This window comes from Acinetobacter sp. L-24 (genome assembly GCF_056857555.1).
This window is the reverse complement of the sequence record NZ_JBSXNI010000034.1, coordinates 24871-51708: the sequence shown is the minus strand read 5'-3', so window position 1 is coordinate 51708 and position 26838 is coordinate 24871. Positions and strand designations below refer to the sequence as shown.

Annotated in this window: 26 protein-coding genes; 15 read left to right on the top strand and 11 right to left on the bottom strand. The window is 43.4% G+C overall.

Translation table 11 applies throughout. From position 1 onward, the window contains the following. Positions 1–30: 30 nt before the first annotated feature. Complete coding sequence (gene alaS, locus AC13CK_RS04370; protein WP_425879887.1) at positions 31–2724, bottom strand: alanine--tRNA ligase; 2694 nt, start codon at positions 2722–2724, stop codon at positions 31–33. Positions 2725–3113: 389 nt separating this feature from the next. On the opposite strand from alaS, the gene AC13CK_RS04365 reads away from it, so the two are divergent. Both AC13CK_RS04365 and AC13CK_RS04360 read left to right on the top strand, forming a co-directional pair. Further along, positions 3114–4136, top strand: a complete 1023-nt coding sequence (locus AC13CK_RS04365; RefSeq protein WP_425879888.1) for a type I glyceraldehyde-3-phosphate dehydrogenase — start codon at positions 3114–3116, stop codon at positions 4134–4136. Positions 4137–4328: 192 nt separating this feature from the next. Next, complete coding sequence (locus AC13CK_RS04360; RefSeq protein WP_004278968.1) at positions 4329–4625, top strand: hypothetical protein; 297 nt, start codon at positions 4329–4331, stop codon at positions 4623–4625. A 42-nt stretch (positions 4626–4667) separates the two neighbouring features. On the opposite strand, the gene AC13CK_RS04355 is transcribed toward AC13CK_RS04360, so the two are convergent. Both AC13CK_RS04355 and AC13CK_RS04350 read right to left on the bottom strand, forming a co-directional pair. Then, the gene (locus AC13CK_RS04355; protein ID WP_114541870.1) at positions 4668–4967 is read right to left on the bottom strand and encodes an AzlD family protein; all 300 of its coding nucleotides are present in this window, start codon (positions 4965–4967) and stop codon (positions 4668–4670) included. Next, positions 4964–5713 (bottom strand): AzlC family ABC transporter permease, encoded by a 750-nt coding sequence (locus tag AC13CK_RS04350; RefSeq protein ID WP_311203910.1) that lies wholly within the window; start codon positions 5711–5713, stop codon positions 4964–4966. Before AC13CK_RS04350 ends, AC13CK_RS04355 begins: the two co-directional genes overlap by 4 nt. Before the next feature lie 147 nt (positions 5714–5860). On the opposite strand from AC13CK_RS04350, the gene AC13CK_RS04345 reads away from it, so the two are divergent. The 5 genes from AC13CK_RS04345 to AC13CK_RS04325 all read left to right on the top strand — a co-directional run bounded on the left by AC13CK_RS04345 (position 5861) and on the right by AC13CK_RS04325 (position 10434). Continuing rightward, the gene (locus tag AC13CK_RS04345) at positions 5861–6316 is read left to right on the top strand and encodes an Lrp/AsnC family transcriptional regulator (RefSeq protein ID WP_253145738.1); all 456 of its coding nucleotides are present in this window, start codon (positions 5861–5863) and stop codon (positions 6314–6316) included. Positions 6317–6522: 206 nt separating this feature from the next. Further along, the gene (locus tag AC13CK_RS04340; RefSeq protein ID WP_004278964.1) at positions 6523–7689 is read left to right on the top strand and encodes an ATP phosphoribosyltransferase regulatory subunit; all 1167 of its coding nucleotides are present in this window, start codon (positions 6523–6525) and stop codon (positions 7687–7689) included. Positions 7690–7759: 70 nt separating this feature from the next. Continuing rightward, on the top strand, positions 7760–9079 hold the full coding sequence (locus AC13CK_RS04335; protein WP_004278963.1) for an adenylosuccinate synthase: 1320 nt from the start codon (positions 7760–7762) through the stop codon (positions 9077–9079). Between the two features lie 160 nt (positions 9080–9239). After that, positions 9240–9548: a hypothetical protein gene (locus tag AC13CK_RS04330; protein ID WP_005106509.1), complete on the top strand. Its 309-nt coding sequence runs from the start codon at positions 9240–9242 to the stop codon at positions 9546–9548. A gap of 112 nt (positions 9549–9660) precedes the next feature. After that, on the top strand, positions 9661–10434 hold the full coding sequence (locus AC13CK_RS04325; RefSeq protein WP_425879889.1) for a M48 family metallopeptidase: 774 nt from the start codon (positions 9661–9663) through the stop codon (positions 10432–10434). A 166-nt stretch (positions 10435–10600) separates the two neighbouring features. On the opposite strand, the gene slyD is transcribed toward AC13CK_RS04325, so the two are convergent. The 3 genes from slyD to AC13CK_RS04310 form a co-directional block, all read right to left on the bottom strand. After that, positions 10601–11083, bottom strand: coding sequence for a peptidylprolyl isomerase (gene slyD, locus AC13CK_RS04320; RefSeq protein WP_004278960.1), 483 nt, complete (start codon positions 11081–11083; stop codon positions 10601–10603). A gap of 136 nt (positions 11084–11219) precedes the next feature. Next, positions 11220–12506, bottom strand: a complete 1287-nt coding sequence (locus AC13CK_RS04315; protein ID WP_004645547.1) for an NAD(P)/FAD-dependent oxidoreductase — start codon at positions 12504–12506, stop codon at positions 11220–11222. Between the two features lie 241 nt (positions 12507–12747). Next, on the bottom strand, positions 12748–14061 hold the full coding sequence (locus AC13CK_RS04310; protein ID WP_425879890.1) for a D-alanyl-D-alanine carboxypeptidase PBP6B: 1314 nt from the start codon (positions 14059–14061) through the stop codon (positions 12748–12750). 175 nt (positions 14062–14236) lie between these two features. On the opposite strand from AC13CK_RS04310, the gene AC13CK_RS04305 reads away from it, so the two are divergent. Beyond that, positions 14237–15940 (top strand): M61 family metallopeptidase, encoded by a 1704-nt coding sequence (locus AC13CK_RS04305; protein WP_224217185.1) that lies wholly within the window; start codon positions 14237–14239, stop codon positions 15938–15940. 383 nt (positions 15941–16323) lie between these two features. Here AC13CK_RS04305 and uraH read toward each other — a convergent pair whose 3' ends face one another. Then, positions 16324–16722 carry a hydroxyisourate hydrolase gene (uraH, locus tag AC13CK_RS04300; protein WP_064096644.1) on the bottom strand — a complete coding sequence of 133 codons (399 nt, stop codon included), beginning with the start codon at positions 16720–16722 and terminating at the stop codon, positions 16324–16326. A 70-nt stretch (positions 16723–16792) separates the two neighbouring features. Further along, positions 16793–17290, bottom strand: a complete 498-nt coding sequence (locus AC13CK_RS04295; protein ID WP_416682093.1) for a GlcG/HbpS family heme-binding protein — start codon at positions 17288–17290, stop codon at positions 16793–16795. Positions 17291–17410: 120 nt separating this feature from the next. Here AC13CK_RS04295 and AC13CK_RS04290 point away from each other — a divergent pair, with 120 nt between their 5' ends. Both AC13CK_RS04290 and AC13CK_RS04285 read left to right on the top strand, forming a co-directional pair. Then, positions 17411–18082, top strand: coding sequence for a heavy metal response regulator transcription factor (locus tag AC13CK_RS04290; protein ID WP_425879891.1), 672 nt, complete (start codon positions 17411–17413; stop codon positions 18080–18082). After that, the gene (locus AC13CK_RS04285) at positions 18079–19452 is read left to right on the top strand and encodes a heavy metal sensor histidine kinase (protein WP_425879892.1); all 1374 of its coding nucleotides are present in this window, start codon (positions 18079–18081) and stop codon (positions 19450–19452) included. The genes AC13CK_RS04290 and AC13CK_RS04285 overlap by 4 nt, the downstream gene beginning before the upstream one ends. An 8-nt stretch (positions 19453–19460) precedes the next feature. Here the strand turns inward: AC13CK_RS04285 and AC13CK_RS04280 are convergent, their stop codons facing one another. After that, positions 19461–20249 (bottom strand): rRNA large subunit pseudouridine synthase E, encoded by a 789-nt coding sequence (locus AC13CK_RS04280; RefSeq protein ID WP_004645540.1) that lies wholly within the window; start codon positions 20247–20249, stop codon positions 19461–19463. Positions 20250–20443: 194 nt separating this feature from the next. Here AC13CK_RS04280 and icd point away from each other — a divergent pair, with 194 nt between their 5' ends. The 3 genes from icd to AC13CK_RS04265 all read left to right on the top strand — a co-directional run bounded on the left by icd (position 20444) and on the right by AC13CK_RS04265 (position 22832). Further along, positions 20444–21700, top strand: a complete 1257-nt coding sequence (icd, locus tag AC13CK_RS04275) for an NADP-dependent isocitrate dehydrogenase (protein WP_005106517.1) — start codon at positions 20444–20446, stop codon at positions 21698–21700. Positions 21701–21999: 299 nt separating this feature from the next. Then, positions 22000–22131, top strand: coding sequence for a hypothetical protein (locus tag AC13CK_RS04270; RefSeq protein ID WP_004645538.1), 132 nt, complete (start codon positions 22000–22002; stop codon positions 22129–22131). A 143-nt stretch (positions 22132–22274) separates the two neighbouring features. Continuing rightward, complete coding sequence (locus tag AC13CK_RS04265) at positions 22275–22832, top strand: M23 family metallopeptidase (RefSeq protein WP_310078098.1); 558 nt, start codon at positions 22275–22277, stop codon at positions 22830–22832. Here the strand turns inward: AC13CK_RS04265 and AC13CK_RS04260 are convergent. Both AC13CK_RS04260 and AC13CK_RS04255 read right to left on the bottom strand, forming a co-directional pair. Next, a complete protein-coding gene (locus AC13CK_RS04260; RefSeq protein ID WP_425879893.1) occupies positions 22811–24022 on the bottom strand; it encodes a YbfB/YjiJ family MFS transporter in 1212 nt (403 codons plus the stop codon). The genes AC13CK_RS04265 and AC13CK_RS04260 overlap by 22 nt on opposite strands. Before the next feature lie 213 nt (positions 24023–24235). Then, positions 24236–25666 carry a pyridoxal phosphate-dependent aminotransferase gene (locus AC13CK_RS04255; protein ID WP_243474610.1) on the bottom strand — a complete coding sequence of 477 codons (1431 nt, stop codon included), beginning with the start codon at positions 25664–25666 and terminating at the stop codon, positions 24236–24238. 228 nt (positions 25667–25894) lie between these two features. On the opposite strand from AC13CK_RS04255, the gene msrB reads away from it, so the two are divergent. After that, positions 25895–26314 carry a peptide-methionine (R)-S-oxide reductase MsrB gene (msrB, locus tag AC13CK_RS04250; RefSeq protein ID WP_004645533.1) on the top strand — a complete coding sequence of 140 codons (420 nt, stop codon included), beginning with the start codon at positions 25895–25897 and terminating at the stop codon, positions 26312–26314. Continuing rightward, positions 26311–26787 (top strand): glutathione peroxidase, encoded by a 477-nt coding sequence (locus AC13CK_RS04245; RefSeq protein WP_004278946.1) that lies wholly within the window; start codon positions 26311–26313, stop codon positions 26785–26787. Before msrB ends, AC13CK_RS04245 begins: the two co-directional genes overlap by 4 nt. Positions 26788–26838 lie beyond the last annotated feature (51 nt).

The following is a 26838-nucleotide window of genomic DNA, read 5'->3' as shown; positions in this document are numbered from 1 at the left end:
TATCAGGGTCAGTTACACAAAATTGAAGTTTTATTTTGCTGCAAGCCAGGCAGTTAAATCTGCCATCACTGGAGCAAACTTCTCGTTAAGTGGCGCGCCACCTTGTGCCAAGTCAGGTTTACCACCACCTTTACCACCTAGCTCATTCGCTAAATGTTTGATGATGTCACCTGCTTTAATAGAAGCAGTAAAGTCTTTTGCCACAGATGCGATCAAGCTCACCTTGTCACCCTCTACACCTGCAAGAACAATCACTGCATTTTCTAATTTTGATTTCACACCGTCGTGCAGGTTGCGAAGTGCTTTCGCATCCATGTTTTCAACAGTTGTAATCAAGGTTGCACGACCTGCAATGCTTTGAACTTGGCTTAGAAGTTCACCGGCTTGCAGGCTAGCAAGTTTTTGATTGAGTTGTTCGATCTGTTTCTGCAAGCTCGATGCAGTATCAACCAACGCTTCAACTTTTTCTAAAGTCTGGTCTTTTTGTGCTTTGAGCAAACCGTTAATCATATTGATATCGCGATCGGCTTTTTGCGTAACTTCAACTGCTTTAGTGCCTGTTACTGCTTCAATACGACGTACACCGGCTGCCACACCACCTTCAGAGGTGATTTTGAACAGACCGATATCACCGGTACGTTTTACGTGAATACCACCGCAAAGTTCGATTGAGAAGTTTTTCTCTTCAATCACTGAACCCATAGACAGTACACGTACTTCGTCACCGTATTTCTCGCCAAACAGCATCATCGCGCCTTTAGCTTTCGCAGACTCGATATCCAGAAGTTCAGTAGACACCGCAGTATTGGCAATCACTTCAGCATTGACCAAACGTTCAATTTCTTGCAGCTGTTCAAAGCTTACAGGTTGGTCATTGGCAAAGTCAAAACGTAACACATCAGATGCAACCAATGAACCTTTTTGCTGTACATGTGAACCTAAAATTTGACGTAACGCAGCATGTAGCAGGTGAGTCGCAGAGTGGTTGCGCGCAGTTGCTGCACGAATATCTGCTTTTACTGTTGCTTCTACATTTTGAGTAACTTTCAAGTTACCCATCGTCACGATACCTTGGTGTACAAATGCGCCACCAGATTTTTTGGTATCTTGAACTTCGAAAATACCAGTATCGTTTTTAAAGATACCTGTATCACCGATTTGACCGCCGCTTTCTGCGTAGAAAGGTGTTTGGTTGAGTACGATCAGTGCTTCATCGCCTTCAAACACTTCATCAACTTGCTCGCCATCTTTGTAGATTGCGATGATTTGACCTTCACCTGCAGTTGCGTCATAACCATCAAACTGAGTTTCGCCTTCAACTTTAACTACGCTGTTGTAGTCGATCGCGAATTTACCTGCATCACGTGCGCGTTGACGCTGTGCAGCCATTTCAGTTTCGAAACCAGCTTCATCAATAGTTAAGTCACGTTCACGTGCGATATCTGCAGTCAAGTCTGTCGGGAAGCCGTAAGTGTCGTAAAGTTTAAATACTACTTCACCCGGAATCACAGAACCTTTTAACTGTGCCAATTCACCTTCAAGCAATTTCAAACCTTGCTCAAGTGTTTTGGCAAATTGTTCTTCTTCTTTAAGAAGTTGTGCTTCGATACGTGCTTGTTGAGCAGCAAGTTCAGGGTATGCATCGCCCATCACTTCGATCAGTGGCTTCAACATTTTGTGGAAGAACGAACCTGTTGCGCCTAATTTGTTACCATGACGTACTGCACGACGGATAATACGACGCAGTACATAACCACGACCTTCATTCGATGGGTTTACGCCATCAGCAATCAGGAATGAACATGAACGTGCATGGTCAGCAACGACTTTCAATGAAGCAGGATACTGAACTGGTGTGCCTTTCTCAGCAGCTTCAGCTTCAAGCGCTGTAGTATCCAGACCAATAATTTCAGCCGCAGCTTTAAGTAAATGCTGGAATAAGTCAATTTCGTAGTTTGAGTTGACGTGCTGTAAAACAGCAGAAATACGCTCCAAGCCCATACCTGTATCTACAGAAGGTGCTGGAAGAGGGTGCAGTACGCCATCCGCAGTACGGTTGAACTGCATGAAAACGTTATTCCAGATTTCAATGAAACGGTCGCCATCTTCTTCAGGAGAACCCGGTAGGCCACCCCAGATGTGATCGCCATGGTCAAAGAAGATTTCAGAACATGGACCACAAGGACCTGTGTCACCCATTGCCCAGAAGTTATCAGATGCGTATTGACCGCCTTTGTTGTCACCAATACGAATAATGCGAGAAGCGTCTAGACCGATTTCTTTGTTCCAGATGTCGAATGCTTCGTCGTCTGTATGGTAAACGGTTGCATAGAGTTTATCTTTAGGAAGACCAAGCCATTCTTCGTTAGTCAAAAAGTCCCAAGCAAATTTGATCGCATCACGTTTGAAGTAATCACCAAAGGAGAAGTTACCCAACATTTCAAAGAAAGTGTGGTGACGTGCTGTATAACCTACATTGTCCAAGTCGTTGTGCTTACCACCTGCGCGCACGCATTTTTGTGATGACACTGCACGTACATAATCGCGTTTTTCTAGACCTAAGAAGCAATCTTTAAACTGGTTCATACCAGCATTGGTGAACAGCAAAGTTGGGTCATTGGCAGGTACTAGAGAACTCGACGCGACACGTGTATGCCCTTGCGATTCAAAGTAACGCAAAAATGCTTCACGAATTTCAGCTGATGTCATAAAACGAGTACTCACAACCAAGTCACTCCATAATTTCCGATTTGGCTAAAACACCACAGTCTGACAAGCATATAAGAGCTCTGCTGCAATGCGGGGCTTAAAAATTTAAAACGCCAAATTATAACGGAAAAAGCAGTATGCACCAATCATTTTAAAACCAATTGCTAAGGATTTATTTACTCAGGTTTTTTGCTGAATAATTAAATTGAATTTTCCCACAGTAGAATTCGTCTATATCCATCTCTTTAAAAAATAAACGGAATTTTAAATGATCCAAATACAGACAGATGGATCAGAAATAAAATAATCGAAAATCAGTATTTTCACTGAAGTTTTTTAATGTACGGCGCCAGAAATCCTTTAACATAGAAGAGTTTTAAAATAGGCATATAAAAGGTCAAGTCATGCAACGAGTGGCAATCAATGGATTTGGGCGTATCGGACGGAATGTACTGCGCGCATGGTTTGAAAATCCGAAAGATTTTAATTTTGAAATCGTTGCCATTAACGATATTGCCGATGTTGAAACCCTGATTCATCTATTTAAATATGATTCGACCCATGGCCGTTTTCCGGGGCAAGTGGATCTTAGCTATGATGCTGAACATATCTATATGCATATCAGCTATCAGGAGGCTGCATTAAAAGTGCAGGTTTTGTGTGAGCCGCAGCCGGCTAAGTTGCCTTGGCAAAACCTGGCGGTAGATGTAGTGCTTGAATGTACCGGGCTGTTCCGTTCCCGTGAAGCTGCGACCCAGCATATTGGAGCAGGGGCGAAACGTGTGATTATCGGCGCTGCACCTTTTGATACAGTAGATGCCGCGATTGTCTATGGTGTCAATCATCATGAGGTCAAAGCATCGGACCAGATCATTTCCAGTGTTTCTTGTACTACGCAGGCTTTGGTGCCACTGGTCAAAATTGTCGATGATGCATTTGGGATCAGTAGCGCCTTGATGACCGAAATCCATGCTGTGACGGCAGATCAGTCGGTACTGGATCATGCACATCGTGATTTACGTCGTGCACGTGCCTCGGGACATAACATCATTCCGACCACTTCGAGCGCACTCGGTGCCTTAAAACGTGTCATGCCGAAAATGGAAGATCGGATTGATGGTTATTCAATTCGTGTGCCGACCATTAATGTGGCCGCGATTGATTTGACTTTTGTTTCCCAGTCACCGATCACCGATCACAAGCTGAATGAAGTGCTGATCAAGGCTGCCCAGCAGGATTTTGCGGAAATCATGGCCGTGACGGATGAGCCATTGGTATCGAGTGATTTTAATCATTCCCCATATTCATTGATTGTGGATTTGACCCAGACTCTAGTCGTTGGGCATCAAGCCAAAGTCTTTGCCTGGTACGATAACGAGTGGGGCTATGCCAACCGTCTTCTGGATTTATGTGAATCATTTCATTAAGTTCGGGTTATCTAAACCTCAAAAGCACCGAGATACGGTGCTTTTTTCTTGCCTGTAAATATTCTGCAAGCCATGTTTTAAGAGAATTTGCCGGTAATTGATCGAAAATCAGGAATTGAGGCTGAATTATTTACGTTATCTGCAGCATTTTTCGTTAAGATAAAGACAATAAAATGAAATAAGAGCAAGCACATGATGGTGGTTTGGGGATTTATTATACTGCTGACTTTGGCGGTAATTTTTCTGATCTGGCTGCAGTTTAACCAGAGTGATGAGCCACGTAGCGTGGAAGGCGTGCCAGTCGAAGAAAAAATCGTGCATCTGGAAGAAAATTTAAAAAAGACCCTGGAAATCATGCAGGATCTAGCCAAAAAAATGCATGTGCAGCAGGAAGTGCTGGATCAGACCACAGCCAAACTTCAGCAGGTTGAATTGCAAAATGCCGAACTGGTCAGTTTGCTGACCAAAGTGGTTGATCCACAGAAATAAACAAAACCCCTTTAGAGATCATTTAAAGGGGTTTTTCTAGCGTTAGATTATTAAAATTCTTAAAATTGCAGCAGAAACCATACTGATGGCGACGGTCGGTAATAATCCAAAACGTGTAGCGGCAAATAGCGTTAAAGCCAAGGCAATCAGGTCTGCCGGATGGTCGCGTACAAAATAAGGCGCAATCACTGAAATCAGCACGCAGCCGGGAACTACTTCCAGAATTTTTCGCTGGCGCTGTGTCAGCGTTTTATTTTTTAATAAGACATAGCCCAAGAGCCGGGTTAAATAGGTGGTCACAGCAATCAGGATAATGGCCACCAAGGTATTTATCTGGATCATGCTTGATCCTCTTGAATCAGGAAAAATGCCGAAGTGATTCCAGACAAGGCGCCAATCGGCACATACCAGCCCGCAGGTAAATATAAATAAGCCAAAGCCGCACAGACTAAACTGACCAGCCATGGCCGGGCAGCCTCAAAACCTTTCCACATACTTCTTAGTAACACCAGAAATACAGCAGGAAAGGCCATATCAAAACCAAAACGGTTGATGTCGCCTAATACAGGTCCAAGCATGGCCCCGAGTGTGGTAAATCCGACCCACATCAAGTACAGGCAAAAACACAGGCCGGCATAATAAGGCATGCTAAACGCAGCACGATAACCCAGTTGCGCCTGTTTCCTTTGTGCATCAGCCAGACCGAGTGCCCAGCTTTCATCGACCATAAAAAACAGCGCCGGAAAAACTTTAAGATTCGGAAGATGCTTTAAATACGGCACCAAACTGGCGCCCATCAACAGATGCCGGCTATTTACCAGAAAGGTAATGAACATCAGCATGAGTAAATTTGGTGGACTGCTCCAGACTTCCAGAATGGTAAATTCAGAACCGCCGGCAAAGTTCAAACCGGTCAGTAATGGCACTTCGAGCAAGCTGAAATTCTTCTGTACTGCCGTCGCACCCAGTACCAGCGCAAAGGGGATAATCCCTAAAAGCATGGGAATAGAATCTTTCATGCCACGTTGAAATTCACTGAAATCGGTAGGGGCAACTATTGCTGCGGTGCTTTGTCTGAACAAAAGCATGGAAATGACCTGGGTACTGCAAAACTAGACCATATTTTATGGCGATATTCAGGCTATTTGCTGTTGTAGTGAAAGAGATTTGAGTTTTATTTGAAATTAAATTGCGCTAAATTAAATTTAAGAGGTTTTAAATGCCAAGGCATAGACATGGATCAAATAGATAAACGCATTTTGCATGAGCTGCAAAAGAATGGAAAACTGCAAAATAATGAACTGGCTCAATTAATTGGCTTGTCACCGTCACCCTGTTTAAGACGGGTAAAACAGCTGGAAGATAATGGCGTGATTGAGCAATATGTCGCACTGCTGAATCCACAAAAGGTCAATTTGGCGATGAGCGTGTTTGCACGCGTCTGGCTCAAGTCTCAAGAAGCTGCTGTGGTCGATCAATTTGTCGAAGCGATCAAGGAAATGCCAGAAGTCGTCGAGTGCCAGTTAATGGCAGGCGATTGTGATTTCTTTTTAAGAATTGTGGTGGCTGATCTGGATGCCTATCGTAAATTTCAGATTCATCATTTAACCCAAATTCCCTGCATTCAAAGTGTAAAAACTGAAATTCCATTGCAAACGGTTAAAAGCACGACTGCATTGCCTTTGGTTTAATGCCGGATTTTGTCATGCTATTTGTTTTAAATGTGCATTAAAACGCTGATAGTTGACACAATTGTTGTTGATTTCATCAGGTAGCGAAAATTATAAAATTTGCGATGCACAGCCAAAACTATCGTGCTAGACTAGGAGAAATCGGGTGTGCTCCCGATTTTTTTATGCGGATTCGTTCCGCGCTGACAAGAATTTAGGTTTACAACATGCCCATTTCAGAGACATGGTTATTACCTGATGGTGTAGCTGATGTATTACCAGAACAAGCGCAAGTTATTGAAAGTCTGCGCCGTAAATCACTGGATTTCCTTGCATCTCGAGGTTATCAGCTGGTGTACACGCCATTCATTGAATACATCGAATCTCTATCTTCTCTCTCAGAATCGAATCAAGATTTAGACTTAGCCACTTTTAAAGTAATCGATCAGCTTTCTGGTCGTTTGCTTGGTGTGCGTGCCGATATGACACCACAAGTGGCTCGTATTGATGCGCATGTACATCCAGTGGAAGGTGTAGCACGTTACTGCTATGCAGGAACCGTTCTGCATACCAAGCCTCGCGGTTTTAACACTTCGCGTGCGCCACTACAGTTAGGTGCGGAGCTATTTGGTTCAGACAGCATCGATGCCGATGTAGAAATGGTCGACTTGATGATCAGTCTGATTCAGGAAACAGGTCTGGCAGATGGTATTCATCTGGACTTAGGTCATGTGGGTTTATTCCGCAGTCTGGTGGCTCAAGCCGGCTTAAACAAAGTCGCTGAACAGCAATTATCTGATTTATACCAGCGTAAGGCTTTGCCAGAATTAGAAGAATTCACGGCAGACCTGAAATTTGGTCAGGATTTCTATGCACTTGGACGCTATGCCAGCGACCTGGATGCATTACAAGCGCATTTAAGTGCTGAAGTGTTGGCAAATCCAGCATTTACGCAGGCTTTTAATGTCTTGCAAACCACCAAAGACGAAGTTCAAACCCGTTGGCCAAACTTGAGTATTGGGATTGATGTGGTTGAATTACGTTCATACCATTATCATACTGGCCTGATGTATGCAGTCTATGCACCGAACCGTGCAGCTGCACTGGCACAAGGTGGCCGTTATGATGGCATTGGTGAACATTTTGGCCGTGCGCGTCCGGCAACCGGTTTCTCTTGTGACTTATATGCTTTAAGCGCAGGCCAGTTTGATGCGGTACAGGTCGTGGTTGCACCTAAAGGCACTGATGCAGAACTTCTGAATGCAATTCAGAATATTCGTGCACAAGGCTTAAGTGTAATTCAGTTACTGGGTAATGATGATTTAAACTCGATTCCATATGCGACGCACCAGCTGGTGAATGCGAATGGTGAGTGGACAGTCAAAACGATTTAACTGCTTGGCTCAGTGTTCATGTCGCTGAGCGGGGCTTTCAACTTTAACAGCATGATGTAATGAGGCTATTATGGGCAAGAATGTTGTGGTACTTGGTACCCAATGGGGCGACGAAGGTAAAGGTAAAATCGTCGACCTGCTCACAGATCAAGCGGCAGCGGTAGTTCGTTATCAAGGCGGACATAACGCAGGTCACACTCTTGTGGTTGGTGGTAAGAAAACTGTCTTACACCTCATTCCATCAGGTATTTTACGTGAAAACGTATTGTGCTTAATTGGTAACGGTGTTGTTCTTTCTCCTGAAGCGCTCATCAAAGAGATGGACATTCTTGAAAAAGAAGGCGTTCCTGTTAAAGAACGTTTACGCATTTCTCCAAACTGTCCATTGATTCTTCCGAACCACATCGCACTTGATCAGGCGCGTGAGAAAAAACGTGGTAATGCGAAGATTGGTACGACAGGTCGTGGTATCGGTCCTGCATACGAAGACAAAGTAGCACGTCGCGCAGTACGTGTTGCTGACCTAGTACGTGGTGGTGAACATCTTACTGCTCAGTTAACTGAACTTCTGGACTACCATAACTTCCAGCTGACTGAATACTACGGTGTTGAAGCAGTTAAATTGGAAGATGTGCTGGCACTTTGCGACGAATGGCGTAAAGTTGTTGCGCCACTGGTTGTGGATGTGACCACTGAATTGCATAACTACCGTAAAAACGGTGACAACATCATGTTCGAAGGCGCGCAAGGTTCACTTCTTGACGTTGACCACGGTACATATCCGTATGTGACTTCTTCGAATACCACTGCTGGTGGCGTAAGCTCTGGTTCAGGTCTGGGTCCTTTGCATCTTGACTATGTACTGGGTATTACCAAAGCGTATACAACGCGTGTAGGTGCAGGTCCATTCCCAACTGAGTTGGTGTATGACGCTGCAAATGACACGGGTGATGCGATTGGTAAACACCTCGGTACGATTGGTAATGAATTTGGTGCCTCTACTGGCCGTCAACGTCGTTGTGGCTGGTTCGATGCTGAAATCCTACGCCGTTCAGTTGACGTAAACTCACTTTCTGGTATTTGCCTGACTAAACTTGACGTTCTTGACGGTTTAGAAGAAGTGAAAATCTGTGTGGGTTATGAAGCTGCAGATTCTGGTTGTGTCGGTTCTTCTGATGCGCTTGCATTCGAAACTTTAAAACCGATTTACGAAACTATGCCAGGCTGGTCTGAGTCAACTTTCGGTGCGAAATCACTGGATCAATTGCCAGAAGCTGCATTGAACTATGTAAAACGTCTTGAGCAATTGATTGAATGTCCAATCGACATCATTTCAACAGGTCCAGACCGTGAAGAAACGATTGTTCTTCGCCACCCGTTTGATGCTTAATCTTCATTTGATTAAAGCTTGAATGATAAAAACCCATTTCCGGATGGGTTTTTTTATATCCTGAATTTATGCAGCTATTTCAAGACTAAAGTTGCATCGGTAATGTAGCGTGATGTGCTTTAACATAGCGGTATATAAAGAAAGAAAAATGAGCTGCAGGATGCAAAAAAATATATCGGCGACCATGTTTTATTCATTGTTATTCGCGATGGGCGGGGCGCCAACAATTGCCATGATGATTATTCGTGCGCAAACCCAAAATCCCGAAGTGATTTATGCGGCACTGATTGGTCTGAGTGTCATTATTGCCTGTGTTTTAGTGCCTATTATTTTATTGCAAAATGCTTTTTTATATTTCAAACGTAAAGATGAAATACTTGAACAGAAAATAAAACCACTGAGTCAGATTTATTTGGGTCTCAATATTATTTGTCTGATTTATTGGTTGGCGATACAGTATTTGGGTTAAAAATTACATAATTTATAAGAAGATGAATGAATTAAGCGTTTAGCTGCTGCGCGCTTTCACTTATAATTTTTACAATGTAAATTGCCCTTGAGCCAAGGCGGAGTAAATTATAATGAAGAATAAACTTTTATTGAGTATGGCGGCTGCTACAGTCGTCACATTATCAGGTTGTACCACCATTGCCGATATGGCAGGGGCAGATACTGCGACCTTAAATGCATCTGCGAGCCAAAGCTATAATGCCATGGTCAATGATGCGCGCAATAAAGGCCAACTGGATACCAGTTCAGCCACCTATAAACGGATTAATAATGTATTTAACCGTTTGAAGCCAGTTGCTAACCAGATGAATCAAACCGGTACAGCATTCCAGTGGCAATTGGCTGTGCTCAAATCTGATCAGGTCAACGCCTTTGTTGCACCAGGTGGTAAGGTTGTATTCTATACCGGTATCGTGAATAAACTGAATCTGACCGATGCTGAAATTGCAGCGATTATGGGTCATGAAATGGTGCATGCCTTAGAAGAGCATTCTAAGCAGAAAATCGGTGCTCAAGCCCTGACTGATCTGGCTTTGGGTATTGGCTTAAATGCAGCAGGTGTAGGTCAAGGTGGCGCTGCAGCAGCACAATTAGGTAGTCAGATCGGTATTGGCTTGCCATACTCGCGTAATCTGGAAAGCCGTGCTGACCAAGGCGGTTTAATGTTGATGGCGCGCGCAGGTTATAACCCGAATGCAGCCATTACCCTGTGGGAAAAAATGAACAAACTCGGTGGCGGCAGTGGTGCAACCTTCCTGTCTACGCATCCATCGAATAGCCAGCGTATTGGGCAAATGCGTCAACAGTTGCCAGCAGCTATGCAGATTTATAACCAAAACAAATAATTCAGTGATCATCCTCTGAAAGGAGATCTTGATCGGATTGAAAAGGCAGGGCAATGGCTCTGCTTTTTTTATAGCTAATTGGATGGTTAATATTCTGCGGGCTATTTTCAGGCAATAAAAAAGGCAAAGTCTGACTTTGCCTTTTTTCACTCAAGATCAGAAGATCTTAGTGCTGGTGACCGCCTACACCGTGTACGTGGCCGTGATCTAATTCTTCTTGAGAAGCTTCACGAACAGATACGATTTCAACTTCGAAAGTCAGGTCTTGACCAGCAAGTGGGAAGTTAGCATCAACAACAACATTGTCGCCTTCAACTGCTTTAACAGTTACGATTTGCACGCCGTCATCAGTTTGAGCTTGGAACTGCATACCTGCCTGAATGTTGTCTACGCCTTGGAACATTTGCGCAGGAACTTCTTGAACTAGGTCAGGGTTGTATTCGCCATAACCTTCAGCAGCAGGAACGTTTACAGTGAATTTTTCACCTACAGTTTTGCCTTCTAACGCATTTTCTAAACCTGGGATGATGTTACCTGCACCGTGCAAATAGGCAAGTGGTTCACCTTGAGATTGGTCGAGAGTTTCACCCTCTGCGTTAGTCAATGTGTAGTGGAAAGAAACCACGAGGTTATTTGCAATAGCAGTCATGTTAATTGATCCATTCAATTTTTTAAGGGTACATCATAAAGTGAAATTGCATTTTTGTAGACTAAAATTAGCAAAAAAACGCAATTTGACAATTTTGTTGACGATTTTTTCATTGATTGGGCCAAATTCTGGAATTTCAATGCAATTTCAGCTTTGGAGAAATTTTTCGTGTAACAAAATCTTTTGCGGTGAGAATGCCAGCATGCGCATAACCATGAATGGTCGCCTGATGAATTCGATATAAAGAAACATACATCGATTTGGCAACAAAGCCTTGCACATTGACCTGACCGAGCAACTCGCCGACGGCTTTATTCTGGCTTAAGGAAATCAGTGAACCTTTGTCAGAAAATTTAAACATCGGTAAATAACTTTCTTCATTGACACGTGCTTTCAAGGCATTGGCCAGGAAATTGGCCTGTTGGCTAGCCACTTGTGCGCGTGGACCCAAGACCGGTTCATCTGCAGCAGGCTGGCAGTGAGCACAATCACCAAAAGCAAAAATGTCTGGATCAGATTTGGTTTGCAGGGTGGAGAAGACTTTCAAGCGGTGAATATTGTCCTTTTCCATATCTTGCAGTTGTGCCAAGACTTCAGGTGCTTTGATACCTGCGGCCCAGACTTTAATCTCGGCATCCAGACTTGAGCCATCTGCAAAATAAATTTTGTCTTCATCTACCTTGGCCACACGATGACTGGTAAGGACTTCAATACCGAATTTTTCCAGCTGTTGCATGGTATGTTCAGCAACTTTCGGCGAGAGCGCAGTCAAAATACGATCCGCCGCTTCAATTAAGGTAATTTTGACTTTATTTGGATCGACCTTGTTTAAGCCATATTTAAAGAAATTGTGTTTGGCCTCCACCAACTCGGCAGCCAATTCTACTCCAGTCGCACCGGCGCCAATAATCGCGATATTCAGTTCACGGCTCGAAGCTTCATGTTGAGCATTCAAATAGAGATGCAACAGATCCTGCTGAAAGATATCAGCTTGTGGACGGCTGTCGAGAAAATGACAGAACTGTTTGACGCCTTCGGTATTAAAGTCATTCGAGGTAGAACCCAAGGCCAGTACCAGGGTGTCATAGTCGATGCGCTGGTTCTTCTTGGCTTGGGCTTTTTTGGAGAAATATTCTGTTTCTACCACAATCTGTTTCGCTTCACGATCCAGACCGGTAAATGTCCCCAAGACAAATTCATAATGATGTGCGGCTGAATGGGCAAAATAATTAGTTTCTTCTTCATGTGGATTTAAGGTGCCTGCGGCAACTTCATGCAGCAGCGGTTTCCAGATATGCGTCAGTTTTTGATCGACTAAAACAATCTGCGCTTTGCCGCTTTTACCCAAGCTCTCACCCAGCTGAGTTGCCAGTTCCAGACCACCGGCACCACCACCCACAATCACGATTTTATGTGCTGTCATATATGATTAACCTGTTTATTTTTTTAATAAAAATAAGAGAAATAGAGAGAAAATATACTATGGCATGGGCCAGATCGCGTCTTGGTTAAAATTGTTATACACATTACAAAACGTAGCAATTCTGTGAGGGCAGGTAAGTTTCCCTGTCTTGGGGAGTGATGCAGGGAGAAAAGAAAATCTGCCAGAAGATCAGCGAGTAGATCTTCTAGCTTAAAGAAAAGTAACTTGAGATGTAGGGCTATTATCTATCTAAAGGATAAAGCTTTACGCTTGGCGTATTGTCTGAAAACAAACCGAATAAGCCTTGTAGCCAAGTAAAGAATTTCTGAAACAGGTTGGCTTCTTCAATTTCGACATGATCTTCAATTTGAATGGTGCGAATCAACTGATTATTCTGATAAACCTGAATAGTCGCCAAAGGCATCATGGTCGCCAAAGGTGCAATGAGTTCAGATGCTTTCACTTCAACATTGATATGAGTTTGCGTTTCCTGTAAAGGCTCGATACTTTTTAAAACGCCATCACCTGTATTCAGCATGACACGCTGTTGGGTTTGATCAAACTGGTTCAGGTCAATACTGTAGCCCTGATCATATAAAGAAGTGGTAATGATCTGCGGTTGCTTGGTTTGCACCTTAAACATTTTTAAGGTGGATTTGATCACAGGCAATTCAGCCAGTAGCTGTTGATCTTTGATCGCTACTTCATTGCGGGTATAGGTATAAGCGAGATTCATCAGCTTATGTGATACATCAGCGCGTTTTGCGGCACTTTTAGTACCCAGCACCACCACAATCAGACGGCGATTTGGCATTTCAAAATCTGCTGTGACACGATTGGCCGTCAGCGCCAGATTGTAGCCTGCCGCACGGGTAAAACCGGTTTTTAAGCCATCTACGGTTGGATCGACCTGAAGCACACGGTTGGTCGCACGATGAAAATGCTGATTGTAGGTAAAGCTTGGCTGCTTAGAATAATACAGATAATCTGGAGTTTCATTCACCACCGCCATAGACAGTCTGGCCAAATCGGCGGCAGTCGAATAATGCTCAGGCATGGTAATGCCGGCCGGATTCTGGAAATTGGTATGCTGCATGCCCAGCGCTTTGGCTTCCTGATTCATACGTTCAACAAACTGCGGAATACCACCCGAAATTTTCTCAGCCAGCGTGACTGCGGCATCATTAGCAGACATGATAATTAAGCCCGCCAGAAGCTGATCGACTGAAATCTGATCACCTTCTTTCAGGTACATTTGTGACTCATCCCACATCACGGTTTTTACCACAGAGGTCGCGGTTAAAACTTCATTTTTATTTAATTTCCCGGCCTCAATTTCCTTTAAGGCAATATAAGCCACCATCATTTTGGTCAGCGAAGCCGGAGCGCGTTGCACATCGGCATTATGCTCTGCAATGACTTGACCAGACTGTGAATCCAGAATGGTCCAGGCTTCAGCTTCAACGCTTTCAGGCACAATATTGAGTAGGGCAGCATGTGAAAATGCAGAAATAAATAAACTGAAAACCGCAATCAGTGAGATGATGTATTTCAATGGTGTTCCTTGATAACCCGGCGGGTGTTGAACGATTTAATTTTCACGCATGCTATGCCTTTTTTATACAGATAGCTAGTCGTAAATGTAGACAAATAAGACAGCTAAACCATACTGGCTTAAAAAATGCTAAGCTAAGCTATATCTCATTTATTTTAATTTTATATCGTTCATTATGTTGCATTATCAAATTGAATTTGACGATTATCGTCAGCATCTTATTCACGTGACTGTTCGTTTTCTTGCGGACCCGACTCAAGTCTTGTCATTACCGACCTGGATTCCGGGAAGCTATCTGATTAGAGAGTTTTCCAAGCACATTGAAGCGGTCAAAGCCTATGATGAAGATGGGCGCCAGTTACAGATCCAGAAATTTGAAAAGAACAAATGGCGTTTATTCAATACCGATCATGAGCTGATTACGGTGGAATATGATGTGTATGCCTATGACCTGTCCGTTCGTGGTGCATACGTGGATCAAAATCGTCTCTACGTGAACCCGGCTTGTGCATGTCTGGGGCTAGAAGGTCAGGAAAATAAAGAAATTGAACTGGAAATCTTCCTGCCAGATGAATTAAAGCATTTTCAGCTGGCAACCGGCATGCAAGCCAAAAGTCTGGTCAAAGGCCGTTTCACGCTCAAAGCCAAAAATTATGCGGAACTGATTGATGCGCCATTTGAGCTGGCAGAACAAACCCGTTTCAGTTTTGAAGCAAATGGGATTCCACATGAATTTGTGGTGTCCGGTAAACACGCGATGAATGCGGCGCGTATGCAGCGGGACATTGAAAAAATCTGTGCTACAGAAATTTCAATGTTTGGTTCGGCGCCGTTTACAGACTATACCTTTATGACCATGGCAACCGGCAATAGCTATGGCGGTCTGGAGCATCCAAATTCTACCAGCCTGATTTCACCACGTGATGACTTGCCGAAAGCCAATGAGCCAGAAGAGCCATCTAAAGATTATCAGCGTTTCTTGGGCTTATGTAGCCATGAATATTTCCATTCATGGTTGGTGAAATTCATTCGCCCTGAAAACTTCGTCAATTATGATTTAAACAGAGAAGGCTATACTTCTTTGTTGTGGATCTTTGAAGGTTTCACCTCGTATTATGACGATTTGATCTTGCTACGCAGCGGCGTGATTAATCAGGAATCATATATTACTTTGTTAAAAGCACAGATTGACCGCTATTTGCAAAATCCGGGACGTGTGATTCAGTCAGTGTCTGAATCCAGTTTTGATGCCTGGGTGAAATTCTATCGTCAGGATGAAAACTCGAATAATGCGGGTACCAGCTATTACAACAAAGGTTGTTTAGTTGCACTGTGCCTGGATTTGGGTCTGCGTTTACGTGGTTCAAGTCTGGATGCTTTGATGCGCCGTTTGTATGGAAATGCCCAGAAAGGCGTTCAGGTGCATGAACGGACGATCTTTGAATTGTGTAAAGAATTGACAGGAGATGATTGGTCAGAACAGATTAATCACTTGATCAATACCACAGATGAATTGCCGCTCGATCAGCTATTCCCTGAGTTTGGTATGGCTTATAGCCTGAAAAATGACAAGTCTTTGCCATTCGGTTTAAAACTGGTAGATAAGCCGGAAGGTGTTCTAGTTCAATCTGCGCGTCGTGATGGGGTTGCTGTACTCGCTGGCCTTTCTGCCAATGATGTCATTATTGCAATTGATGGCTTAAAAGCAACGACCAAACTCATTGAAAGCTATGCAAAACAGCAAGGTACTTTTACAGTGTATGCATTCCGTCGTGATGAGCTGATGAGTTTTGAAGTTCAAGCCGCGGGTTCTGAACTGACCGAAGTTGAACTGAAAGTTGAAGATCAGGCCAAAGCTGAAAAGTGGCTTAAAGCTTAATTCAATTTCAAACTTTAAAACCGATGCTTAGGCATCGGTTTTTTTATTGACTAAATATCAACATGATATTTATTTAATGAGCAGTCAGGAAATTCCATTGAATTTAGCTTGCGATTTAATGATGCTGATTCCTCATTTGAATATCATAAAATGCTAGTACGACCATTATTGGCTTTGCGTTCTGCTATAGCAGTCAATGTATCGCAAAGACCTCTTGGTCCTGATTAAACATCTGGTTAGCTTGCTGATCCAATGTAAAGCTCCTTTTTTGAATACATTTTATTTTTTAGATCACTAAATATGAATCGTAAATGGCATTTCAATAAAAGAATAACAAGAAAAAAAAGGAAGGCCCAAAGAGGGTGGGCCTTAAGTGGGAGAGCTTAGTTGCCGCGATAGGTTGAATAACCATAGGGGCTTAATAGCAGCGGGATATGATAGTGATTGACTGAGCCATCTACTTCAAAAATCACCGGTACTTCCGGGAAAAAGCTGTTTTGCTTTTGGGTTTTAAACCAGTCACCAGTTTTAAAAGTCACTTTGTAGGTTCCTTTATCAAAGGTTTTATTCTCTGGGTACAGTGCTGTGATACGACCCTGAGGATTGGTCCTTGCTTGTGAAAGCTGTACCCATTTGCCATTTTTCTGTGTTTCCAGCGTCACTTCTACATTCGGAGAAGGTAGGCCATTTTCCAGATTCAGCACGTGTACACTCAGCGGGTTCTGGGCAAAAGAAAGAGTTGCTGCAGTAGTGGCAAGAGTCGCGATTAAGATTTTTTTCATGTTATGTTCCTCGTTGGAATGACGGAATAATGTTTAATCAAAGGAATAAAAAATTACTAATTAAAAGAAATCAAAGCTGCTTTAAGGTGGTTTGAATGCCGCTATTGGCACATTGATGATCCTGTACTGAACCGCCCGCACCTGCGACGCCTACAGCGCCTACAATCTGGTTTTGGTAAATGACAGGGACGCCACCACCCAGTAATAGCAATTCAGGCAAGCTATTCAGATTCTGTGCATCCGGATTTTTCTGGGCATTGCGCATAAAATCCAGTGTGCTGGTTTTAGTTGAATACGCGGTGAAAGCTTTCCGTTCCGCTGCAATCAGGTTGTGAATGCCGACAGATTCATGGCGCTGGCTGGCCAGCAGGTTGCCACCCTGATCCAGAATAATGACTGCCGCCGGCTTGGCCTGTTTCTGGCAAGCAAGCATGACGTTGCTGGCCATGAGCTTTGCTACTTCTAGCGACATGACTGGCGCCGTTTTAAATTCTGCATGTGCCAGTGAGCTGAATAGTAATACGCTGCTGAGCATGGTCAGGGTTGTGTTGGCAATTGAAATTTTCATGGTTATCTTTCATGCAATTGGCTACTGGGACTATCTTAGAAAAAAATCCGCCAGTACAGCATGACAATCAGATTACCAATTTGTAATCTAGAACTAGCTAAAAACAGCTAAACTACTGACATGCATATTTTAATTGTAGAAGATGAAGTCAAGATTGCTGAATATCTGGCAAAAGGACTGAATGAGTCAGGTTATAGTACGGCCATCGCAGAAAATGGTGTGCGTGCATTATCGTGTTTGCAGCAACAGTCTTTTGATCTGGTGCTGCTTGATGTGATGCTGCCGGACCTGGATGGCTGGCAGGTATTACAAACCCTGCGAACTTTTAGCCAGATTCCGGTATTAATGCTTACCGCCCGCGATCATGTGCTAGATCGGGTTAAAGGACTGGAGCTTGGTGCCGATGATTATCTGACCAAGCCTTTTTCCTATATTGAATTACTGGCCCGAATTAAAAGTCTGTTGCGCCGTGTGCCGCGTCTGGAGCAGGAGGCCTATCAGATTTCAGATCTGGTATTGAACCGCTTAAAGCATGAGGTTTACCGTAACGGACAAAAGATCGACTTGAGCCAGAAAGAATTTGCCCTGTTGCAATTGTTAATGGAACATCAGGGACAGGTGATGACCCGGAGCCAGATTGCGTCCATGGTCTGGAATATCAATTTTAATACTGATACTAATGTGGTCGATGTGGCTATTCGCAGGCTGCGTAGCAAAATTGATGATCATTACACGCCAAAACTGATCCATACCGTACGTGGTATGGGTTATAAGCTAGATGAATGTCCATGAAAAACCCTGTGTTATTGCCGTTGGCAACACGTTTAAGTATTGCATTTGCACTGGTGTCTTGCGTGGTGTTTCTGAGTGTGGCGTTGCTGTCTTATCAAAATATGCAACAGATGATTCAGACCCAGCAGGATCAGGCGCTGGCTGCGCGTATTTCCCGGATTGAGATTTTTCTTGAAGATGCCCAGAGTTTCAAGCTTTTGGTCCAGCATCCCAAATTATATGAAAATATGCTAGGACAGGAAGATAATTTATTGCTGCTGCAGCATCAGAATAGTCGTCTGATCGAGATCAATCCTTTACAGGTTCATATTCCGGCATTGCATTATTCCTCCAAATTACAGTTTCAGAATAATCAGGCTGAACATCCTTCAACACGTCTGGCTTTTAAACAGGTGCAGTTTGATGGTCGCAATTACCAGCTGGTAGCGGGTAAACAGTTGGCAGAAGGACAAAGGGCACTGGCAACCTATTTATCAAAGCTGGTGCTCTATAGTCTGCTTGGTATATTGCTCTCGACCTTTATGGCCTGGCTGGCTGGACGCTATATTCTCAAGTCAATGCGTCAGCTGATGCTGGCGACAGCACAGGTTAATATTCAGCAGCCCAATCAGCACATTCATGTGCAGAGTAATACGCTTGAGGTGCAAGAGCTGAGTCAGGCCATGAACGATATGCTCGGTAATATTCAGTCTGCATATCAGCAGTTGGCACGTTTTTCTGAGGATATTTCGCACGAACTTCGCACGCCATTAAACAATCTAATCGGGCAGACACAGATTCTGTTATCGCGGCCGCGCGAGCCTGCTGAACTGGAAAATCTGCTCTATTCCAACCTGGAAGAATATGAACGCCTAAGCCAGATGATTGAAAGCATGCTGTTTATCGCGCGGGTAGAGCATGGTGGATTTACGGTTGAAAAACAGAATTTCAATCTGAATGAGATGCTGCAAGAATTACTCGAGTACTTCAGTTTTCTGGCTGAAGAAAAGCAGATGCATTTAAAAATTAATGTTCCATCAGATTTAAGTCTGACTGCCAGCACCGCATTATTACAGCGCGCAGTTGCCAATCTGATCAGCAATGCCATTACTTATGGTCAGCCGGGGAGTGAGATTAGTGTGTCGGCACAGCGACTGAACCATAGCATTAAAATATCGGTGCTGACGCCAGAGGTATGGATTGCAGATGAGCATCATCCGCATTTATTTGACCGGTTTTATCAGATAGATGACAGCCGACATGAAAAAGCCCAGACGGGTGGTCTGGGCCTTGCCATTGTGCAGTCGATTATGCAGCTCCATCAGGGGGGAGCAACTGTAGAAAATACGCCGTCTGGCGTGGTATTTAGCCTGTCACTACCTGATGAATAGGCTGAGCTTTAACCACGACCCCGGCCACGACCACGTGGTGCCTTGGTATTTGGACGAGTAGTACCATTGGTGCGACGTTTCGGCTTTTCGCTTTCGTCCATTTGCCAGATGCGTTTGGTGCCAGACTTTTTCACGGAACCATCTTTGTTCTTACGAACCATTGGCTTACCGCCAGTACCACCCGGCTTTTTCACATAAGAGCGTGAACGGTATGGTTCTTCCGCAGGAACATTCTGGAAGTCTGGATATAATAATGGTTCAATTTCTCTAGTCTCGCCCGGTTGCAATCCCATACGAACCAAATCAATCTCACCAATTTTGGTACGGATCAAACGCAGTGTAGGGAAGCCGACAGCAGATGTCATACGACGAACCTGACGGTTACGACCTTCACAGATCGAAATCTCAACCCAAGACGTTGGAACAGAGGCACGGAAACGTACAGGAGGATTACGCTCCCATAACCATTCAGGTTCAGATACTTTTTCAGCACGTGCAGGAAGCGTCATGCCATCTTTCAGTTCAACGCCTTTACGAAGCTGTTCTAGTGCTTCTTCGGTCACATCACCTTCAACTTGCACCATATAAGTTTTAAACTTTTTATTGGCAGGATTGGTGATATATTGGTTGAGACCACCGTGATCGGTGAGGAAAACCAGACCTTCTGAGTCCATGTCCAAACGGCCAGCAAGACGTAAATCTTTGTCGTTGACAAAATCAGCCATGGTTGGGTGCTTTTCATCCGCACGGAATTGGGAGAGGACGTCATAAGGTTTGTTTAGAATGACGATTTTCATAGGAAATAACTTCTATAATTACATTAATTTAAAAAATGTAGAGGTTTATTTAAAAGGGAAATTTAGTTATTTCCCGTATAAATCTCAAAAACAACAAATCTGGATTAGAATATTATGCGTTAAGAACAGTTGAAAGTATTGCCTAATTGGCAATTATTTTAGATTTGTCAGCGGCATCCGGGAGAATACTAATAATGGGATATCAAAAAATCGTAGTACCTGTGGATGGTACCAAAATTACCGTTAATGCAGACCTGTCACTCAACGTACCAAATAATCCAATTATCCCATTTATCGAAGGGGATGGAATTGGTGCAGATATTACACCAACAATGCGAACTGTGGTAGATGCTGCTGTGCAAAAAGCATACGCTGGAAAGCGTTCCATCGAATGGATGGAAGTCTACTGCGGTGAAAAAGCTGAGAAAATTTACGGCACCTACATGCCTGAAGAAACCTTGGAAGCGCTGCGTGATTATGTAATATCAATCAAAGGTCCACTGACCACACCAGTTGGTGGCGGTATTCGTTCCCTGAATGTAGCCTTACGTCAGGAACTGGATTTATATGTCTGTGTACGTCCGGTACGCTGGTTTGAAGGGGTGCCTTCACCGGTGCATAATCCGGAACTAACCGATATGGTGATCTTCCGTGAGAATTCAGAAGATATTTATGCCGGTATTGAATGGAAAGCAGATTCTCAGGAAGCGAAAAAGGTTATCAAGTTTTTGAAAGAAGAAATGGGTGTAACCAACATCCGCTTTGAAGACAATTGTGGGATCGGGATCAAACCTGTCTCCAAAGAAGGTAGCCAGCGTCTGGTGCGTAAAGCGATTCAGTTCGCCATTGAAAATGACAAGCCGAGTGTGACCTTGGTGCACAAAGGCAATATCATGAAATACACCGAAGGAGCATTTAAAGAGTGGGGCTATGAGGTCGCATTGGAACGTTTCGGCGGTGAGCTTTTAGATGGTGGTCCGTGGGTTAAAATCAAAAATCCAAGAACAGGCAAAGACATTATTATTAAAGATGTTATTGCAGATGCCTTCTTGCAGCAAATCCTGATGCGCCCGGCGGATTATTCTGTGATTGCGACACTCAACTTAAATGGTGACTATATTTCTGATGCGCTGGCTGCGGAGGTTGGTGGGATTGGAATTGCACCGGGTGCCAATATTGGCGGTTCGATTGCAGTCTATGAAGCAACCCACGGCACAGCGCCTAAATATGCCGGGCAGGATAAAGTGAATCCAGGTTCGATTATTCTGTCAGCAGAAATGATGCTGCGTGATATGGGATGGACAGAAGCTGCCGACCTGATCATCAAGGGGATTTCGGGTGCGATTGCGGCAAAAACGGTGACCTATGATTTCGAGCGTTTGATGCCAGGTGCGACCTTGCTACGTTGTTCTGAGTTTGGTGAAGCGATCATTGCTAATATGGATGCCTAAAATTGCGATGCAATTTATGAGCTAAAGCCCGCAATTACTGCGGGCTTTTTTATAGTTTTATTTTCAGGAAAAGTCTGAACAGATAAAAGCTAAACGTTAAAATAAGTATCAGGCTGCAAGATCATGTAAGAAGTGTAATGAGCCTAGAAATGATTCGTTCTAAGCTGAACGACTTACTAAAGCTTGTATTACATTGACGTATTTGGATACAGCTCAGCGATTGGCTTATTTTGTATAAACGTTACAGTGATGAATGGAACTTCCAGTGATATAGAGACGTTTCTCCAAAGGAGTAAATCATGGCTAAAGCTAAAGCGAGACATAAGCAGGTCCAACAAAAAGATAAGCAGGACAATGCTCAGAATGAAGAGCAGCAACAGCAACAACAGCAACAACCATCGAAACCATCTCGTGCTAAAAAACGTAGATAATCTCCTATCCACCTGAAATAACAAAACCCTCATTTGAGGGTTTTGTTATTTGGAGGCTAATATAAAATCATCACTAAAAATAACAGGATTGTGACTTTAAATTAGGCCGTGATGATTAAGATAAAAGTCATCTATTTAATTTGATGCGAATATTGGTGAAATTTCTTCGGATTATAAGCTTACTGTTATCTATAGGTTTTTTACTAACTGCCTGTCAGCCACCGCCTTCAGGTGAAGCAGCCGGTTGGAAAAGCCCTTATCTATATTGGCAATTACAGAGAACCAAGTTAGAAGCTCCGCTACAGATTCCGGTTGAAGGCGTCAGAGTTGGCCAAATTAATGATACTTGGGGAGCAGCGCGTAGTGCAGGTCGTAAACACGAAGGGACGGATATTTTTGCCAAACGTGGTACGCCAGTATTTAGCGCGACCCAAGGGATTGTGCGTAGGATTGGCACCAATAATCTGGGTGGAAAAATTATCTGGGTGACTGGCCCCAATATGAGTCAGCATTATTATGCACATCTGGATGATTATGCAGCGGATATTCAGGAAGGCGACTGGGTTGAGGCAGGTGAAGTCATCGCTTATGTGGGTAATACGGGCAATGCTAAAAATACCCCACCGCATTTACATTATGGGATTTATCTGGGTGGGCAAGGAGCAACCAATCCTTATCCTTATTTAGTTCCTTCTCCATGAGCAGACACTGGCTGAGTTTGTTGTTCAGACTTGAGTCTGACAGGACGTGTGTACCAGAACAATTGCAATGTTCCTAATAAAAGAACCAATGTGGCCAGTATGAACTGTTGATGATAGCTCAATCCAAAATATTGCAGCGCACTAAAGCTGAGTCCACCGATCAGCTGAATCGAGGCGAAACACAAGGTGGCAATACTCCAGAGTTTTTTATAAGCCAGTCCATACAGTTGTAAAATGGTATAGGAGGTCAGGAAGACCACAGCCGGATTTAGCATACCCGTGAAAAAGGAAGAGCTAAAAGTGAGTAATGGATTGGTATCTAGAGTCGCAATAAAAATAGCCACAATATAAAGACTATAAAGAATTTTCAGGGCAGCAAAATTACCCCATTTTCTGGCCAGCACATAAGCACTAAAGGCACCCAAGGCACTGCCTATTCCATACAGAATCCAGTTGAAATTAATCCAGAACAAGCTCAATCCCAACTGCTGGCTTAAATAATCAATCCAGAAGAGTGAATGCGGTATATAGGCGAATGCACTACACGCGTAGACCGTCAATAAACTATAAAAGACGCTATTCAAAGAGAGAGGAGAGGTAACTGCAAGAGCTTGTGTGGACAAATACGGCTTAAATTTCTGAATTAGTAAACTTAAAACGATACAGATGAGCAGGGCAAAACCACATAAGATCAGCCAGGCCGTCTGTATGGAAATTTGATCCAAATAAGGCAGAAACAGGGTCGCAATTAAAACGCCTAGTCCAATCCCGCTAAAACCAATAAAGTTGATTTTGAGGCGATCCTGAAGTTCACAGCACTGTGCAACCACACTCGGCGATAAGATCATCATCAGTCCACCGCTGATCCCGGAAATAATCCGCCAAGCGATATACCATACTTCAGAAAAACCAGAAAATGCACAGCACATCAGGCTGAGCATACCGGCAAAGGCTGAAATTTGAATATAGGTACTCATGCTGCGGTCTTGAGGCAGACGCATGGCCGTAAATGCACCGATTAAATAACCCAGCAAATTGGCACTGCCCAAGAGACTGGCAAAATCTGTACTCCAGCCAAAGGCTTCGCGTGTGCCAGGTAACAGTGCGGTATAAGAAAAGCGAAGAATGCCAATGCCCAAGCATATACTAAGACAAAGAAACAGGCTGAGCTTGATTGTGTTTGAGGACATCCGTGTACTCATGGAATTTTATGTTTGGTCAAAAAATAACATGAATCTTCATAATAAAGGGAAAAATTGCCTGAAAAGAAACCATTGAGTGCAGAAATTTGCTCAAAGAAACCGGTAAGATTTTTAAGATTTCATCAGTCAAAAGCCTGAATTTTTTCATAGAAATAAAAAACCGCGTCTCAGCGCGGTTTTTTATATTGTCTATTTCAAGAATTAACGTATCTTGGCCAAGAAACGGCCAACACGGGTAATGGCTTCACGCAGTTCATTTTCAGCCGGCAGGAATACTACACGGAAATGATCCGGTGTTGGCCAGTTAAAGCCTGTCCCTTGAACCAGAAGTACTTTTTCGGCACGTAACAAATCCAGCATTAGTTTTTCATCATCCTGGATTGGATACACATTCGGATCCAGTTTCGGGAAGCAGTACATCGCACCTTCAGGTTTGACACAAGACACACCTGGAATCTCGTTCAGCATTTCCCAGGCAATGTTGCGCTGTTCATATAAACGCCCGCCCGGACGAATCAGGTCGTTAATTGACTGATAACCGCCCAGTGCGGTCTGAATCGCATATTGTGCCTGATGGTTGGCACACAGACGCATCGACGCTAGCATATCCAGACCTTCGATATAGTCTGCTGCACGTGCTTTATCGCCGGTAATGGCCATCCAGCCGGAACGGAAACCAGCAATACGATAGGCTTTAGATAAACCGTTAAACGAGACACAGAGCTGATCGCCAGCCAGAGCTGCTACAGCAACATGCTCGATTCCATCGTAAATAATTTTGTCGTAGATTTCATCAGCAAATAAAATCAGGTCATATTTCTTGGCCAAGTCGACAATTTGTTGCAACACATGACGTGGGTAAACCGAACCGGTCGGGTTATTCGGGTTAATAATCACAATACCACGGGTATTTGGCGTGATTTTGCTTTCCATGTCAGTAATATCTGGATACCAGTGATTTTCTTCATCACATTTATAGTGAATCGCTGTACCGCCAGACAGATTCACTGCTGCCGTCCAGAGTGGATAATCCGGCATTGGAATCAGCATTTCATCGCCATCATCCAGCAGACCTTGCATGGCCATAACAATCAGTTCAGACACACCATTGCCGATATAGACGTCATTGACGTGCATATCCAGGATGCCTTTTTGCTGATAATACTGACAGATCGCCTTACGCGCCGGGAAAATCCCTTTGGAATCTGTATAACCAATCGCATTCGGTAGGTTTAAAGCCACATCGTTGATAATTTCTTGTGGTGCTTCAAAACCGAATGGGGCAGGGTTACCAATATTTAATTTAATAATTTTGTGACCGGCTTCTTCCATCTCGATGGCCGCTCGTAACACAGGTCCGCGAATGTCGTAGCAAACATGATCAAGCTTGGATGATTTCTTGATTTCGCGAGGGGATTGGAAAGTGTTCGGCATTTTGATGTTCTCGGATGGAGTGGAGGTCACTTTTGCATAACGATATAAATAACTTTTAAATGTCTCAGTTGTGACTAGATCGAGATCATGTTCATCTCGAAGTAGTGCAACAATTTTTTCATGCGTAAATCCAAGCTGCTGATATTGTTTGATCACAGGCAGCAGATTTTTAAAAATTACGCTCTTTTTTTGCGACATTTTTTAATCCTGAGCAAATTTAGAGCTAAGAATACCATTAAATTTGCTCACTAAAAAACATTTAATGTAAAAATTGCTTACTTTTATTTTTATATTTGCTTTCTTTTTGCTTTTTTGGGCATTATATGTCTTTTGTAAAATGTTGAATAAAGACTAGAATTTTTAAAATGAATCACGTAAATATAGGATTATCCTATTTTAAATAGCAAGATAAAAAGGTATGTGATCATGGGAAAACTCAATAAATCAGACCGGGAATGGCAAAGAGAGTTATCACCTGAGGAGTTTCGCATTACGCGCGAGAAGGGAACCGAGCCGGCATTTACTGGAAAATACTGGAATACCAAGCAAGATGGCACTTATGTATGTCGTTGCTGCGGCACGCCACTGTTCTCTTCTGAGACCAAGTATGACAGCGGCTGTGGCTGGCCAAGTTTCTACCGTCCTGTCAGCAGTTCGGTGGTAGAAGAATTACCTGATACTTCACACGGAATGGTCAGAACTGAGATTGTTTGTCATCATTGTGACGCACATTTAGGGCATGTTTTCCCGGATGGCCCAGAACCGACCGGTTTGCGTTATTGTGTCAACTCGGCTTCTTTGGACTTAGAAACACAAGAAAAAAATGATGAGGAAACCTATCCATGACTAACATTTATCAGTTCGAAGCTGAATTGTTAGATGGCAAAAGCAAGCCACTTGCAGATTATGAAGGCAAGGTGCTTTTGATCGTCAATACAGCGAGTAAGTGTGGTTTTACCCCACAGTTTTCAGGATTAGAAAAACTTTACGAAAAATATAAAGATCAAGGTCTGGAAATTTTGGGATTTCCATGTAACCAGTTTGGCGGCCAGGATCCGGGTTCCAATGAACAGATTGGTGAATTTTGCCAGAAGAATTACGGGGTATCTTTCCCGATGTTTTCCAAGGTGGATGTCAAAGGCCCTGAGGCACATGCTATTTTTCGCTATTTAACCAATAATTCCAAAGGTATTTTAGGTAATGGAATTAAATGGAATTTTACCAAGTTTCTGATTGGCCGTGATGGCAAGGTATTGAACCGTTTTGCTCCGACCACCAAGCCTGAAGATCTTGAAGATGAAATTGCAAAAGTGTTGTAAGACTCTGTGTTGTTTTCTCAGTATGAGATGAAGATAGAACTCATCTGATTT

Excerpts from the sequence above, each read along its gene's own strand:
- AC13CK_RS04365 (WP_425879888.1), top strand. The coding sequence starts at position 3,114 with ATGCAACGAGTGGCAATCAATGGATTTGGGCGTATCGGACGGAATGTA.
- AC13CK_RS04360 (WP_004278968.1), top strand. The coding sequence starts at position 4,329 with ATGATGGTGGTTTGGGGATTTATTATACTGCTGACTTTGGCGGTAATT.
- AC13CK_RS04355 (WP_114541870.1), bottom strand. The coding sequence starts at position 4,967 with ATGATCCAGATAAATACCTTGGTGGCCATTATCCTGATTGCTGTGACC.
- AC13CK_RS04350 (WP_311203910.1), bottom strand. The coding sequence starts at position 5,713 with ATGCTTTTGTTCAGACAAAGCACCGCAGCAATAGTTGCCCCTACCGAT.
- AC13CK_RS04345 (WP_253145738.1), top strand. The coding sequence starts at position 5,861 with ATGGATCAAATAGATAAACGCATTTTGCATGAGCTGCAAAAGAATGGA.
- AC13CK_RS04340 (WP_004278964.1), top strand. The coding sequence starts at position 6,523 with ATGCCCATTTCAGAGACATGGTTATTACCTGATGGTGTAGCTGATGTA.
- AC13CK_RS04335 (WP_004278963.1), top strand. The coding sequence starts at position 7,760 with ATGGGCAAGAATGTTGTGGTACTTGGTACCCAATGGGGCGACGAAGGT.
- AC13CK_RS04330 (WP_005106509.1), top strand. The coding sequence starts at position 9,240 with ATGCAAAAAAATATATCGGCGACCATGTTTTATTCATTGTTATTCGCG.
- AC13CK_RS04325 (WP_425879889.1), top strand. The coding sequence starts at position 9,661 with ATGAAGAATAAACTTTTATTGAGTATGGCGGCTGCTACAGTCGTCACA.
- slyD (WP_004278960.1), bottom strand. The coding sequence starts at position 11,083 with ATGACTGCTATTGCAAATAACCTCGTGGTTTCTTTCCACTACACATTG.
- AC13CK_RS04315 (WP_004645547.1), bottom strand. The coding sequence starts at position 12,506 with ATGACAGCACATAAAATCGTGATTGTGGGTGGTGGTGCCGGTGGTCTG.
- AC13CK_RS04305 (WP_224217185.1), top strand. The coding sequence starts at position 14,237 with ATGTTGCATTATCAAATTGAATTTGACGATTATCGTCAGCATCTTATT.
- uraH (WP_064096644.1), bottom strand. The coding sequence starts at position 16,722 with ATGAAAAAAATCTTAATCGCGACTCTTGCCACTACTGCAGCAACTCTT.
- AC13CK_RS04295 (WP_416682093.1), bottom strand. The coding sequence starts at position 17,290 with ATGAAAATTTCAATTGCCAACACAACCCTGACCATGCTCAGCAGCGTA.
- AC13CK_RS04290 (WP_425879891.1), top strand. The coding sequence starts at position 17,411 with ATGCATATTTTAATTGTAGAAGATGAAGTCAAGATTGCTGAATATCTG.
- AC13CK_RS04285 (WP_425879892.1), top strand. The coding sequence starts at position 18,079 with ATGAAAAACCCTGTGTTATTGCCGTTGGCAACACGTTTAAGTATTGCA.
- AC13CK_RS04280 (WP_004645540.1), bottom strand. The coding sequence starts at position 20,249 with ATGAAAATCGTCATTCTAAACAAACCTTATGACGTCCTCTCCCAATTC.
- icd (WP_005106517.1), top strand. The coding sequence starts at position 20,444 with ATGGGATATCAAAAAATCGTAGTACCTGTGGATGGTACCAAAATTACC.
- AC13CK_RS04270 (WP_004645538.1), top strand. The coding sequence starts at position 22,000 with ATGGCTAAAGCTAAAGCGAGACATAAGCAGGTCCAACAAAAAGATAAG.
- AC13CK_RS04265 (WP_310078098.1), top strand. The coding sequence starts at position 22,275 with ATGCGAATATTGGTGAAATTTCTTCGGATTATAAGCTTACTGTTATCT.
- AC13CK_RS04260 (WP_425879893.1), bottom strand. The coding sequence starts at position 24,022 with ATGTCCTCAAACACAATCAAGCTCAGCCTGTTTCTTTGTCTTAGTATA.
- AC13CK_RS04255 (WP_243474610.1), bottom strand. The coding sequence starts at position 25,666 with ATGTCGCAAAAAAAGAGCGTAATTTTTAAAAATCTGCTGCCTGTGATC.
- msrB (WP_004645533.1), top strand. The coding sequence starts at position 25,895 with ATGGGAAAACTCAATAAATCAGACCGGGAATGGCAAAGAGAGTTATCA.
- AC13CK_RS04245 (WP_004278946.1), top strand. The coding sequence starts at position 26,311 with ATGACTAACATTTATCAGTTCGAAGCTGAATTGTTAGATGGCAAAAGC.